This is a genomic window from Microbacterium sp. M3, from assembly GCF_033548675.1.
Taxonomy (GTDB): domain Bacteria; phylum Actinomycetota; class Actinomycetes; order Actinomycetales; family Microbacteriaceae; genus Microbacterium; species Microbacterium arthrosphaerae.
In genome coordinates this window covers 170,415-182,875 of sequence record NZ_JAWTZT010000002.1, presented here as the reverse complement: position 1 = coordinate 182,875, position 12,461 = coordinate 170,415, and the positions used below count along the sequence as shown (strand labels likewise).

Annotated in this window: 12 protein-coding genes; 3 read left to right on the top strand and 9 right to left on the bottom strand. The window is 70.2% G+C overall.

Going from position 1 to position 12,461, the window contains the following annotated elements:
* The first annotated feature begins 13 nt into the window (after positions 1-13).
* The 3 genes from zwf to pgl are packed head-to-tail and all read left to right on the top strand — an operon-like array spanning position 14 to position 3,333.
* Complete coding sequence (zwf, locus tag R8Z57_RS06140) at positions 14-1,564, top strand: glucose-6-phosphate dehydrogenase (RefSeq protein ID WP_318352898.1); 1,551 nt, start codon at positions 14-16, stop codon at positions 1,562-1,564.
* A complete protein-coding gene (locus R8Z57_RS06135) occupies positions 1,561-2,520 on the top strand; it encodes a glucose-6-phosphate dehydrogenase assembly protein OpcA (RefSeq protein WP_318352897.1) in 960 nt (319 codons plus the stop codon). Before zwf ends, R8Z57_RS06135 begins: the two co-directional genes overlap by 4 nt.
* 33 nt (positions 2,521-2,553) lie before the next feature.
* Positions 2,554-3,333: a 6-phosphogluconolactonase gene (pgl, locus tag R8Z57_RS06130; RefSeq protein WP_318352896.1), complete on the top strand. Its 780-nt coding sequence runs from the start codon at positions 2,554-2,556 to the stop codon at positions 3,331-3,333.
* Between the two features lie 505 nt (positions 3,334-3,838).
* Here pgl and R8Z57_RS06125 read toward each other — a convergent pair.
* From R8Z57_RS06125 to uvrC, 9 genes are all read right to left on the bottom strand, one after another.
* On the bottom strand, positions 3,839-4,195 hold the full coding sequence (locus R8Z57_RS06125; RefSeq protein ID WP_318352895.1) for an RNA polymerase-binding protein RbpA: 357 nt from the start codon (positions 4,193-4,195) through the stop codon (positions 3,839-3,841).
* Positions 4,195-4,443: a preprotein translocase subunit SecG gene (secG, locus tag R8Z57_RS06120; RefSeq protein WP_045298839.1), complete on the bottom strand. Its 249-nt coding sequence runs from the start codon at positions 4,441-4,443 to the stop codon at positions 4,195-4,197. The genes R8Z57_RS06125 and secG overlap by 1 nt, the downstream gene beginning before the upstream one ends.
* Before the next feature lie 138 nt (positions 4,444-4,581).
* Positions 4,582-5,373 carry a triose-phosphate isomerase gene (gene tpiA, locus R8Z57_RS06115; protein WP_318352894.1) on the bottom strand — a complete coding sequence of 264 codons (792 nt, stop codon included), beginning with the start codon at positions 5,371-5,373 and terminating at the stop codon, positions 4,582-4,584.
* On the bottom strand, positions 5,364-6,578 hold the full coding sequence (locus tag R8Z57_RS06110) for a phosphoglycerate kinase (RefSeq protein ID WP_318352893.1): 1,215 nt from the start codon (positions 6,576-6,578) through the stop codon (positions 5,364-5,366). The genes tpiA and R8Z57_RS06110 overlap by 10 nt, the downstream gene beginning before the upstream one ends.
* Before the next feature lie 8 nt (positions 6,579-6,586).
* On the bottom strand, positions 6,587-7,591 hold the full coding sequence (gene gap, locus R8Z57_RS06105; RefSeq protein ID WP_318352892.1) for a type I glyceraldehyde-3-phosphate dehydrogenase: 1,005 nt from the start codon (positions 7,589-7,591) through the stop codon (positions 6,587-6,589).
* A 103-nt stretch (positions 7,592-7,694) separates the two neighbouring features.
* Positions 7,695-8,321, bottom strand: coding sequence for a superoxide dismutase (locus R8Z57_RS06100; RefSeq protein ID WP_318352891.1), 627 nt, complete (start codon positions 8,319-8,321; stop codon positions 7,695-7,697).
* Positions 8,322-8,474: 153 nt separating this feature from the next.
* Positions 8,475-9,452: a DNA-binding protein WhiA gene (gene whiA / locus R8Z57_RS06095; RefSeq protein ID WP_318352890.1), complete on the bottom strand. Its 978-nt coding sequence runs from the start codon at positions 9,450-9,452 to the stop codon at positions 8,475-8,477.
* Between the two features lie 69 nt (positions 9,453-9,521).
* Positions 9,522-10,403, bottom strand: coding sequence for an RNase adapter RapZ (gene rapZ / locus R8Z57_RS06090; protein ID WP_318352889.1), 882 nt, complete (start codon positions 10,401-10,403; stop codon positions 9,522-9,524).
* Positions 10,404-10,425: 22 nt separating this feature from the next.
* The gene (gene uvrC / locus R8Z57_RS06085; protein ID WP_318352888.1) at positions 10,426-12,456 is read right to left on the bottom strand and encodes an excinuclease ABC subunit UvrC; all 2,031 of its coding nucleotides are present in this window, start codon (positions 12,454-12,456) and stop codon (positions 10,426-10,428) included.
* Between the last annotated feature and the right edge of the window lie 5 nt (positions 12,457-12,461).

Genomic DNA, 12,461 nt, shown 5'->3' with positions numbered 1-12,461 from the left:
GTCCAATCCCCTCATGACCGTCGAGATCTCGCGCGGGCAGAACCCGCTGCGCGACCCCGAGGATCGTCGCCTCAACCGCATCGCCGGTCCGAGCGCGCTCGTCATCTTCGGCGTCACGGGAGACCTCTCCCGCAAGAAGCTCATGCCCGCCGTCTACGACCTGGCCAACCGGGGTCTGCTGCCTCCCGGCTTCGCGCTGGTCGGCTTCGCACGGCGCGACTGGGACGACCAGGACTTCTCCCAGGTCGTCTACGAGGCGGTGCGGCAGCACGCCCGCACCGAGTTCCGCGATGAGACCTGGCAGCAGCTGCTGCAGGGCATCCGGTTCGTCTCGGGCGAGTTCGACGACCCCGACGCCTTCCGCCGTCTCAAAGAGACGGTGGACCGCCTCGACACCGAGCGCGGCACAATGGGCAACCACGCTTTCTACCTCTCGATCCCGCCCAAGGCGTTCCCGCTGGTCGCCGAGCAGCTGAAGTCGTCGGGCCTGGTGGACGACACCGCCGACCAGCCCGACCGCTGGCGCCGTGTCGTCATCGAGAAGCCGTTCGGCCACGACCAGGAGTCGGCGCGGGCGCTCAACGACGTGCTGCGGTCGGCGTTCCCGACGGACTCGATCTTCCGCATCGACCACTACCTCGGCAAGGAGACGGTCCAGAACATCCTGGCGCTGCGCTTCGCCAACGAGCTGTACGAGCCGATCTGGAACCGCAACTACGTCGACCACGTGCAGATCACGATGGCCGAGGACATCGGGGTGGGTGGTCGCGCGGGCTACTACGACGGCGTCGGCGCCGCCCGCGACGTCATCCAGAACCACCTGCTGCAGCTCATGGCGCTCACCGCCATGGAGGAGCCGATCTCGTTCGACGCGAAGGACCTCCGCGCCGAGAAGGAGAAGGTGCTCGCGGCCGTCACGCTGCCGGAGGACCTGGGCCGCTCCACCGCCCGCGGGCAGTACGCCGGCGGCTGGCAGGGCGGCGAGAAGGTGCTCGGCTTCCTCGAAGAGGACGGCATGGACCCGCGCTCGACGACCGAGACCTACGCCGCGGTCACGCTCGAGGTCAACACGCGCCGCTGGGCCGGCGTGCCGTTCTACCTCCGCACCGGCAAGCGCCTGGGTCGCCGAGTCACCGAGATCGCGGTCGTGTTCAAGCGCGCGCCCGAGCTGCTGTTCTCTCGCAGCCAGACCTCCGGCCAGGGGCAGAACGCGCTCGTGATCCGCGTGCAGCCCGACGAGGGCGTGACGATCCGCTTCGGCTCGAAGGTGCCGGGCGCCGGCGCGCAGGTGCGCGACGTGACGATGGACTTCGGCTACGGCCACGCCTTCACCGAGGCGAGCCCCGAGGCCTACGAGCGACTCATCCTCGATGTGCTGCTCGGCGACCCGCCGCTGTTCCCGCGGCACGAGGAAGTCGAGCTGTCGTGGAAGATCCTCGACCCGATCGAGCGGTTCTGGGAGGCCCAGGGCGGCCCGCTCGAGCAGTACTCCCCCGGGTCGTGGGGCCCGGATTCGGCGGACGAGATGCTCGCCCGCGATGGACGGACCTGGAGGCGCCCGTGATCGTCGATCTTCCCGACACCACCGTCAGCAAGATCTCCCGCGCACTGGTCAATGTGCGCGAGGAGGGCGGCGCGGTCGCTCTCGGCCGCGTGCTGACGCTCGTGATCCTGACCCGCGAGGGGGCCGTCGAAGAGGTCATCGAGGCGGCGAACGACGCCTCGCGCGAGCACCCGATGCGCGTCATCGTGCTCATGATCCCCGACGGCTACGACGCCGAGTCGCGTCTGGACGCGCAGATCCGCGTCGGCGGCGACGCCGGCGCGAGCGAGGTCGTGACCCTGCGCGCGTTCGGCGATGCGGGACGCTCGAACCTCGAGAGCCTCGTGACCGGACTGCTGCTTCCCGACGCTCCCGTCGTGGTGTGGTGGCCGAACCGCACGCCCGACCACATCTCCAAGACGTCGATCGGCCGGATCGCACAGCGCCGGATCACGGATGCCGCGACCAAGTCCGACCCGTCGGCCTGGGTCGCCGACCTCGGCGGGCAGTACGCGCCGGGCGACACCGACCTCGCGTGGACGCGCCTGACGCGGTGGCGCGAGCAGCTGGCGGCGATCCTCGACCAGCCGCCGTACGAGCCGGTGATCGGCGTCCGTGTCCGCGGGGCGTCGGATTCGCCGTCGACCGCCCTGCTCGCGGCATGGCTGCGGCTCACGCTGGACGTGCCCGTCGACTGGGCGTACCTGGATGCCGAGGAGTGGCCGCACGGCATCAAGTCGGTGGCGCTCGTCCGCGCCGGCGGCGAGGTGCTGCTGGAGCGTCCGTCGCCCGGAACGGCGATCCTCACGCAGCCCGGTCAGCCGAGCCATGAGCTGGCGTTCCCTCGTCGTACGCTGCGCGAGTGCCTCGCCGAGGAGCTCCGTCGACTGGATCCGGACGTCCTGTATGGTCGAGTGATCACCGAGGGTTGGGAGCTGCTCGACCCCCCGGCGGCGAAGGAGACGCAGACCCGATGAGCATGGCGCGGCTGACGGACGGGAATGGCGCGGATGCCTGAAGGCTGGGCAGAGAAGCGCGTCCTCATCAGTCCCGATCCCGCCGCGCTGGCAGAGTCGGTCGCGCCGCGCTTCCTGAGCCGGGTCGCCAAGCGGGTGGGTGAGGGCAAGCTCGCGCACATCTCGCTCACCGGCGGCTCGATGGGCTCGGCCGTGCTCGCCGCGGCCGCCCGTAACCCGCGGGCGGCGCAGATCGACTGGTCGCTCGTCCACTTCTGGTGGAGCGACGAGCGGTTCGTCCCCCGCGGCCACGCCGACCGCAACGACCGTCAGGCGCGCGAGGCGCTCCTGGACGGCCTCGACATCCCCGACGCCAACATCCACGCGACGCTCGCGAGCGACGACGGTGCGGATCTGGATGCCGCGGCCGCCGCGTACGCCGCGGAACTGGCACGTTTCCCCGGCGCCGAGGGCGACTGGCCGTCGTTCGACGTCTGCTTCCTCGGTGTGGGCCCCGACGGGCACATCGCCTCGCTCTTCCCCGACCGGCCCGAGATCCAGATCACCGATCGATCCGTGGTCGCGGTGCGGGACTCCCCCAAACCGCCGCCGGAGCGCATCACGATGACCCGGCCGGTGATCAACAGCTCGAAGCGCGTCTGGCTGGTGCTGGCGGGCGGCGACAAGGCGTCAGCCCTCGGTCTCGCGCTCGCGGGTGCCAGCTACGCGAGCGTTCCCGCCGCCGGCGCCAAGGGGCGCAAGCGCACGACGTTCTTCGTCGACCAGGCCGCCGCATCGCAGGTCCCCCCCGAGCTCATCGACCGGGAATATTGACGCGACCCGGATCAATGCGAGCGAAGCCCGCGTTGATGCGGGTCGGGTCAAGGGTGAGCGAGCGAAGCGAGACGAAACCTCCCGTGACGGCGGCCGGATCAATGCGAGCGAAGCCCGCGTTGATGCGGGTCGGGTCAAGGTTGAGCGAGCGAAGCGAGACGAAACCTCCCGCGACGGCGGCCGGATCAATGCGAGCGAAGCCCGCGTTGATGCGGGTCGGGTCAAGGTTGAGCGAGCGAAGCGAGACGAAACCGCCCGCGACGGTGGCCGGATCAATGCGAGCGAAGCCCGCGTTGATGCGGGTCAGGTCAAGGTTGAGCGAGCGAAGCGAGACGAAACCGCCCGCGACGGTGGCCGGATCAATGCGAGCGAAGCCCGCGTTGATGCGGGTCGGGTCAAGGTTGAGCGAGCGAAGCGAGTCGAAACCCCGCCGGGCGGACTCCCCGGACAGACGAGAAGAGCGGATGCCGAGGCATCCGCTCTTCTCGTGTGTCCGTGGTCCGCGTCAGTCCTGACCGCGGCGCTCGCGCAGCTGCTTGAGGGCGTCTTCGAGGAGGGTCTCGGCCTCTTCCTCGGTGCGGCGCTCCTTCACGTACGCGAGGTGCGTCTTGTAGGGCTCGGTCTTCGCGACGGCCGGCGGGTTCTCCTTGTCGCGCCCGGCCGGAAGGCCCGAGTGCGGCGAGTCGATGGTCTCGGGGATCTCCTCGTCGGGGATGCCCGCAGCGAAGTAGCGCACGGTCTCGTTGCCCAGCGCATCCCAGTACGAGATCGCGATGCGGTCGGCGTGGAACCCGTGGTCCTGCTCGCCCATCGGACCGGCACCGACGCGGGTGCCGCGGATCGCGTTGCCTCCGGTCGCCATCAGAGGGCCTGGAACTTCGTGATGAGCCCGAGGGCCACGATGGAGGCGAACCAGACCAGCGCGAGGACCACGGTGAAGCGGTTGAGGTTGCGCTCGGCCAGGCCTGACGAGCCCAGCGCCGAGGTCATGCCGCCGCCGAACATGTCGGACAGGCCGCCGCCGCGCCCCTTGTGGAGCAGGATGAGGAGGGTCAGCAGGAGACTCGTGATGCCGAGGAGCACCTGCAGGACGAACTCGAGGATCTGCACAGTCGTGAAAGCCTTTCGCGGCGATCATTCACCGATCGCACAAGGGACAAGTATACGTGTAGCGCCGATTTCACTCGCCATCCCTCGCCCGACCACGCGGCTGCCCGGTCGTCGAGCGAGGGACGAGACGAGACGCCGTCAGACGCCGACGTGCTTCTGGTAGCGGATGATCGCCGCGAACTCGTCGACGACGAGGCTCGCGCCGCCGACCAGCGCACCGTCGACGTCGGGCTCGCGCATGAAGCTGGCGATGTTCGCCGCCTTCACCGAGCCGCCGTACAGGATGCGGGTGCGGGCTGCGGCATCCGCGCCGAGCTTGTCGGCGATGACCTCGCGGAGCGCGGCGCAGACCTCCTGGGCCTGCTCGGGCGACGCGACCTGGCCGGTTCCGATCGCCCAGACCGGCTCGTAGGCCACGACGAAGTCGGCACCCGCGGGCACGCCCTCCAGCGCCACCTCCAGCTGAGCGACCGACACCGCGGTAGGGCCGGACTCCTCGCGCTGCTCCAGCGTCTCGCCGACGCAGATCACCGGTGCGAGGCCGTGCTTGAGGGCCGCCTTCGCCTTGGCCGCCACGACCTCGTCGGTCTCGGCGTGGTACTGACGACGCTCCGAGTGGCCGATGATGACGTAGCGGTTGTCGAGCTTCGCGAGGAACGCGCCCGAGACCTCGCCGGTGTAGGCACCCGAGTCGTGCGACGAGACGTCCTGCGCGCCGAGCGCGAACGGGATCTTGTCGGCGTCGAGCAGGGTCTGCACCGTGCGCAGGTCTGTGAACGGCGGGAACACCGCGACCTCGACGGAGCCGTCCTCGTGCTTGGCGTCCTTCAGGGTCCAGTGCAGCTTCTGCACGAACGCGACCGCCTGCAGGTGGTCGAGGTTCATCTTCCAGTTGCCCGCGATGAGCGGGGTACGGCTGCTCACTGCCATCCGAGGACCTCCAGTCCGGGGAGCTTCTTGCCCTCGAGGAACTCGAGGCTGGCGCCGCCGCCGGTCGAGATGTGACCGAAGGCGTCGTCGGCGAATCCGAGCTGGCGCACGGCAGCGGCCGAGTCGCCGCCGCCGACGACCGTCAGTCCGTCGGCCTCGGTGAGAGCCTGGGCGACGGCCTTGGTGCCGGCGGCGAACGCCGGCATCTCGAAGACGCCCATGGGGCCGTTCCAGAACACCGTCTTCGAGCCGCGGATGACGTCGGCGAAGATCGCCGCCGTCTCGGGGCCGATGTCGAGCCCGAGGCCCGCCGCGCCGAACGCGGTGTCTTCGAGGGCGGATGCCGGGGCCACCACGTGCTCGGCATCGGCGGCGAACGAGGCGGCGACGACCGCGTCGACGGGCAGCACGAGCTCGACGCCGCGCTCCTTCGCCGTCGCGATATACCCCTTGACCCGGTCGAGCTGGTCCTGCTCGAGCAGGCTCGAGCCGACCTTGTGCCCCTCGGCGGCGAGGAAGGTGAACATCATGCCGCCGCCGACCAGCAGCCGGTCGACGCGCGGGAGCAGGTGCTCGATGACGCCCAGCTTGTCGCTGACCTTCGACCCGCCGAGCACGACCGCGTACGGACGCTCGGGGTTCTCGGTGAGGCGGTCGAGCACGTCGACCTCCTTCTCGATGAGGAACCCGGCCGCCGACGGCAGGATCTCGGCGAGCTCGTACACCGAGGCCTGCTTGCGGTGGACGACGCCGAACCCGTCCGACACCAGGACGTCGCCCAGGGCCGCGAGCTCCTCCGCGAAGGCGCGACGCGCGGCGTCGTCCTTCGCGGTCTCGCCCGGATTGAACCGCAGGTTCTCGATGATGGCGACGTCACCGTCCGCCAGCGCGGCGACGGCCTCGTGGGCCGACTCCCCCACCGTGTCGCGCGCGAAGGCGACCGGCTTGCCGAGGAGCTCCGACAGACGCTGCGCGACCGGCGCGAGGCTGTACTTCTCGTCGGGCGCGCCGTCGGGGCGGCCGAGGTGGGAGCAGACGATGACGCGGGCGCCCTGGTTGATGAGGGCGTTGAGCGTGGGGAGCGTGGCCCGCACACGGCCATCGTCCGTGATGACCTGGTCCTTGAGAGGAACGTTCAGGTCAGCACGGACGATGACGCGCTTGCCGGCCAGCGAACCCAGCGTGTCGAGGGTGCGCAGAGCCATGGTGGATCTCAGAGCTTCGAGGCGACGATCTCGGTGAGGTCGACGAGGCGGTTCGAGTAGCCCCACTCGTTGTCGTACCAGCCGACGACCTTGACCTGGTTGCCGATGACGCGCGTGAGGCCGGCGTCGAAGATGCAGGAGTGGTCGTCGGTGACGATGTCGCTCGAGACGATCTCGTCCTCGGTGTACTTGAGGATGCCCTTGAGCGGGCCCTCGGCGGCGGCCTTGTAGGCGGCCTTGATCTCGTCGACGGTCACCTCGCGCTCGAGCTCGACCGTGAGGTCGGTGGCGGAGCCGGTGGGCACCGGCACGCGCAGCGCGAAGCCGTCGAGCTTGCCCTTGAGCTCGGGCAGCACGAGGCCGATCGCCTTGGCGGCACCGGTCGACGTGGGCACGATGTTGAGGGCGGCGGCACGGGCGCGACGCAGGTCGCTGTGCGGGCCGTCCTGCAGGTTCTGGTCGGCGGTGTACGCGTGGACCGTCGTCATGAGGCCCTTGACGATGCCGAACTCGTCGTTCAGCACCTTGGCGAGCGGCGCGAGGCAGTTCGTGGTGCAGGACGCGTTCGAGATGATGTGCTGCGTCTCGGGGTCGTAGGTGTCGGCGTTGGCGCCGATCACGAACGTGCCGTCCTCGCCGCTGGCGGGAGCCGAGATGAGGACCTTCTTCGCGCCACCGGCGATGTGCTTGCCGGCGTCGGCGGCCTTGGTGAAGCGGCCGGTCGACTCGATGACGATGTCGACGCCGAGCTCGCCCCACGGGAGGTTCGCGGGGTCGCGCTCCTCGAAGACCTTGATGGTCTTGCCGCCGACGGTGATCGAGTCCTCCGTGTACGAGACCTCCTGGTCGAGGCGACCGAGGATCGAGTCGTACTTCAGCAGGTGTGCCAGCGTCTTGTTGTCGGTGAGGTCGTTCACCGCCACGATGTCGAGGTCCGCGCCCTGCGCGAGAGCCGCGCGGAGGTAATTGCGTCCGATTCGGCCGAAGCCGTTGATGCCGATCTTGACAGCCACGGAGTGTCTCCTGAGATGTGTCGTGCGCGAGTGCGCGGTTGTTGCGATTCGAACGTGGACAACGGCGTCCCGGCGGGCAGTCCGCCGGGACGGCCGCGCTCACTTAGGACAGTACCAGCAGGCCCGAGGTCTTCTGGCGGGCGGCGTCGAGGCGCTGGGCGACGTTCTGCCAGTTCGCGATGTTCCACGCGGCCTTGACGTAGTCGGCCTTGACGTTGAGGTAGTCGAGGTAGAAGGCGTGCTCCCACATGTCGAGCTGGAAGATCGGCACCGTGCCCTGCGCGGTGTTCGACTGCTGGTCGAAGAGCTGCTGGATGATGAGCTGCTCGCCGATCGGGTCCCAGCTGAGGACGGCCCAGCCGGAGCCCTGGATGCCGGTGGCGGCGGCGGTGAAGTGCGCCTGGAACTTGTCGAACCCGCCGAAGAACTCGTCGATCGCGGCGCGGAGCTCGCCCTCGGGCTCGCCACCGCCCTCGGGAGAGAGGTTGGTCCAGAAGATGGAGTGGTTGACGTGACCGCCGAGGTTGAACGCGAGGTCCTTCTCGAGCTTGTTGACGTTCGCCAGGTTGCCGGACTCGCGCGCCTCGGCGAGCTGCTCCAGAGCGGTGTTCGCACCGGTGACGTACGCCTGGTGGTGCTTGCTGTGATGCAGCTCCATGATCTTGCCGCTGATGTGCGGCTCGAGCGCGGCGTAGTCGTAGGGGAGGTCGGGCAAGGAGTAAGTCGCCATGTTCTCTTCTTCCTGTCGGCGCGCGCCGAATCGCCGGCGCAGCGAGGGTGACGGATTCATCCTACTGAGCGGCAACGCGCTCGCGACGGGGTTGCTTCCCGATATGACGTATGGAAGAAGGATGCCGGGGGCCGCGGCATCCGTCGGCCGGAATCAGTCCTCGATACCGGCCGGAACGGCCGACTCGGTACCCGGGAGACCCTCGGCCTCGGCTTTCTTGTCGGCCATCGCCAGCAGCCGGCGGATGCGGCCCGCGACGGCGTCCTTCGTGAGCGGCGGGTCGGCGTGGTGTCCGAGCTCGTCGAGGCTGGCGTCGCGGTGCGCGAGGCGCAGGTCGCCGGCCTGACGCAGGTGCTCCGGCACCTCGTCGCCGAGGATCTCGAGCGCGCGCTCGACGCGCGCGCACGCGGCGACAGCCGCCTGCGCCGAGCGGCGGAGGTTGGCGTCGTCGAAGTTCACGAGGCGGTTGACGCCGGCCCGGACCTCGCGGCGCTGGCGCATCTGGTCCCACTCGGAGGCGGCACGGACGGCGCCCATCGCGGCGAGGGCGGCGCGGATCGCCTCGCCCTCGCGCACGACGACGCGCGGGATGCCGCGGACCTCGCGCGCCTTGCCCGCGATGCCGAGACGGTGAGCGGCGCCGACGAGCGCCATCGCCGCCTCGGACGACGGGCAGGTGATCTCGAGCGCCGCCGAGCGGCCGGGGTCGCTGAGGGTGCCCGCAGCCAGGAACGCGCCGCGCCAGATCGCGGCGAGGTCGCCGCGGGAGCCGGTGGTGAGCTTGTTCGGGAGGCCGCGCACGGGACGGCGCCGCTGGTCGAGGAGACCGGTCTGGCGGGCGAGGGTCTCGCCGCCCTCGATGACGCGCACGGCATAGTGGCTGCCGCTGCGGGCGCCCGAGCCCTGCACGTGCACGAGCTCGGGCCGGACGCCGTAGAGCTCCACCAGATCGCGCGCGGTGCGGCGCGCGAGGATGTCGGAGTCGAGCTCGGCCTCGACCGCGACGCGATTGGCGATCGAGTGCAGGCCTCCCGAGAATCGCAGCAGCGACGTGAGCTCGGCCACCCGCGCCGTCGGGCGCGGGTCTCGCACGGTGATCAGCTCGGCCTTCACGTCAGCGGTCAGCGACACGGGTCTCCTTACGAGGTGTTTCGGGAACGACCGTCAAGCCTACCCGGCCCGGTTCCGCCGTCGAGCCCTTCACTCCCGGCCGAGGTCGCGGTGACTGACGCGGACCGCCACGCCGGGCACGGTGGCGAGCCGCTCCGCGAGCTCGCGGACCATCACGACCGACCGGTGCTTGCCGCCGGTGCAGCCCACCGCCACCACCGAGTGGCTCTTGTTCTCGCGCTGGTACCCCTCGAGGACGGGCCGGAGCGCCTGACTGTAGGCGTCGAGGAACTCGCGCGCGCCCTGCTGCTCGAGCACGTAGTCGCGGACTTCGGCGTCCTCGCCCGTGAACGTCCGCAGCCGCTCGTCCCAGAACGGATTCGGGAGGAACCGCATGTCGGCGACGACATCGGCGTCGGGCGGCAGCCCGTACTTGAACCCGAAGCTCTGCAGCGTGACCGTGTGCCGGGCGGCCCCCACCTCGGTGAACAGGTCGGCGACCTTCGTCGCCAGCTGATGGATGTTGTACACCGACGTGTCGATGATCATGTCCGCGCTCTCGCGGACGGCCGCGAGGCGCGCGCGCTCACGACGGATGCCGTCGAGGATCGTCCCGTCGCCCTGCAGCGGGTGCGGGCGGCGGACCGCCTCGAAGCGGCGCACGAGCACCTCGTCCGAGGCATCCAGGAACAGCAGCCGGATCTGCCGGCGCTCGCGGAGCGCCCGCATCGCCTCGGGGAGGTCGGAGAAGAGGTCGCGGCCGCGCACGTCGACGACGACCGCGACACGGGGCAGCACTCCCCCGCCGAGCTCGGTGAGATCGAGCAGCGGCTTGAGCATCTGCGGCGGCAGGTTGTCGACGACGTACCAGTCGAGGTCTTCCAGCGCGTTCGCCGCGGTCGATCGGCCGGCGCCCGACATCCCCGTGACGATCAGCATTTCCCCGACGTCGTGACGCGTCGCCTCAGCCATGACCACCCCCGTCGAGCCCAGCCTACCCACTCGACGCAGCGGCCTGCTCGCGCTGCGGCTCGGACGCGGGTTCGAGGTCGTCCGAGGGGTCGGTCGCGCCCGCGGGCCCGGCGAGATGCGCATGGATCGCCGCGGCGAGCTTGGGGCCGACGCCGGGGAGCTCTGTGATCTCCTCCGGGGTGGCCTTGCGCAGGGCCGACACCGATCCGAAGTGGCGGAGGAGCGCCTTGATGCGAGCCTCGCCGAGCCCCGGCACCTCGGCCAGCACGCTCTGGATGTCGCGGCGCCGGCGCCGGCGCTGGTGCGTGATCGCGAAGCGGTGCGCCTCGTCGCGCAGGCGCTGCAGCAGGTAAAGGGCCTCGGACGTGCGCGGCAGGATGACGGGGTACTCCTCCCCCGGCAGCCACACCTCCTCGAGGCGCTTGGCGATGCCGCACAGCGCGATCTCCTCGTGGCCGGCGTCGCTCAGGGCGCGCGCCGCGGCCTCGACCTGCGGCTTCCCGCCGTCCACGACGAGGAGCTGCGGCCGATATGCGAAGCGGGGCCGCTTGCGGGTCGTGACGACGGGCTCCTCGTCGGTGCCGGCGCGCCGACCGCCGTCACCGTCGGCCGCGGCGGCGGATGCGGCATCCGTCACCGGATCGTCCTGCTCTTCCGGACGATCGAGGTACGCCAGACGGCGCATGAGCACCTGGTACAGCGAATCGGTGTCGTCGGTGGTCTCGGCGACGCCGAACGAGCGGTACTGGTCCTTGCGCGGCAGACCGTCCTCGAAGACGACCATCGACGCCACGACGTTCGTGCCGCTCAGGTGAGAGACGTCGAAGCACTCGATGCGCAGCGGCGCCTCGGCGAGGTCGAGGGCCTCCTGCAGGTCGATGAGCGCCTGCGTGCGCGCGACGTAGTCGCTCGTGCGGCGCGTCTTGTGGAGCATGAGCGCCTGCTGCGCGTTGAGGCTGGCCGTGCGCATGAGATCGGCCTTGCGCCCGCGCTGGGCGATCTGGATCGTCACCGACTTGCCTCGGCGATCACGGAGCCACTGCTCGAGGTCGGCGGCGTCGTCGGGCATCGCCGGCACGAGCACCTGTCGCGGGATGTCGGCGCCGGCCGCGTTGCCGTAGGTGCGCTGCAGCACCTGGTCGACGAGGTCGCCGCCCGAGATGTCGAGCTCCTTCTCGATCGTGGTCGCGCGCACGCCCCGCACCCGGCCGCCGCGGATGACGAAGTGCTGGACGGCGGCCGCCAGCTCGTCCTCGGCGATGCCGAAGAGATCGGCGTCGGTGTCGGCGGCGAGCACCAGCGCGCTCTTGTTCAGCACCGCGTCGATCGCCTGCAGCCGGTCGCGGTAGACCGCCGCGGCCTCGTAGTCCATCGCCGCCGACGCCTCGCGCATGCGCGCCGTCAGCTGCTTCGTGAACCGCTGGTCGCCGCCGGCCATGAAGGCGATGAAGTCCTCGACGATCGCGCGATGCTCCTCGATGGTCACCTTCATCGAGCAGGGCCCTCCGCACCGGCCGATCTGCCCCGGGAAGCACGGCCGCCCGCTGGCCATCGCCTTCTTGTAGGACGAGTCGCTGCAGGTGCGGATCGGGAAGACCTTGATCATCAGGTCGATCGTGTCGTGGACGGCCCACACCTTCGGATACGGCCCGAAGTACTTCGCCCCCGGGATCCGGCGGTTGCGGGTCACGATGACCCGCGGCGCCTCGTCGGCGAGGGTGATCGCCATGAAGGGATACGACTTGTCGTCGCGGTAGCGGACGTTGAACGGCGGGTCGAACTCCTTGATCCACTGGTACTCGAGCTGCAGCGAGTCGACGTCGGTCGCGACGACCGTCCACTCCACCGACGCGGCCGTCGTGACCATCCGCCGCGTGCGCTCGTGCAGCGTGCGCAGCGGCGCGAAGTAGTTCGACAGGCGCGCCCGCAGGTTCTTCGCCTTGCCGACGTACAGCACGCGCCCGTTCGCATCGCGGAACCGGTACACGCCGGGGTTGGTCGGGATCTCACCCGGCCGCGGCTTGTACGGGACGGTGGGAGCCGACCGTGGCATGCCGC